The sequence below is a fragment of the Streptomyces sp. WM4235 genome (assembly GCF_001279725.1).
GTDB lineage: Bacteria > Actinomycetota > Actinomycetes > Streptomycetales > Streptomycetaceae > Streptomyces.
This window is the reverse complement of sequence record NZ_LGDE01000356.1, coordinates 1-331: the sequence shown is the minus strand read 5'-3', so window position 1 is coordinate 331 and position 331 is coordinate 1. Positions and strand designations below refer to the sequence as shown.

The window sequence follows — 331 nt, the reverse complement described above, 5'->3', positions numbered from 1 at the left end:
GCTGGGCCGATGCTCGATTTACGACCCCTGCCCCTGCTGCCCGAACTGGCCCGCCGCGGCACCATCGCCGCCGTGGCCGAAGCGCTCGCCTTCAGCCCTTCGGCGGTCTCCCAACAGCTCGGTGTCCTGGAACGCGAGGCGGGCCTGCCCCTGCTGGAGCCCACCGGCCGTCGGGCCCGTCTCCCCCCCGCCGGCGAGGACCTCGTCCGCCACGCCGAGGCCGTCCTGGAGCTGCTGGAGCGGGCCGAAGCCGACCTCGCCGAGGCGCGCGGCGGCCTCGCCGGCGTCCTGCGCGTCGGGTCCTTCCCCACCGCGACCCGCGCCATCGTCC

General features: G+C 76.7%; 1 protein-coding gene. It reads left to right on the top strand.

Translation table 11 applies throughout. The annotated features are described in order from the left end of the window. Positions 1-9: 9 nt before the first annotated feature. Positions 10-331 (top strand): LysR family transcriptional regulator (locus ADK55_RS22315; protein WP_159041514.1); only part of this gene is annotated, 322 nt, incomplete at its 3' end.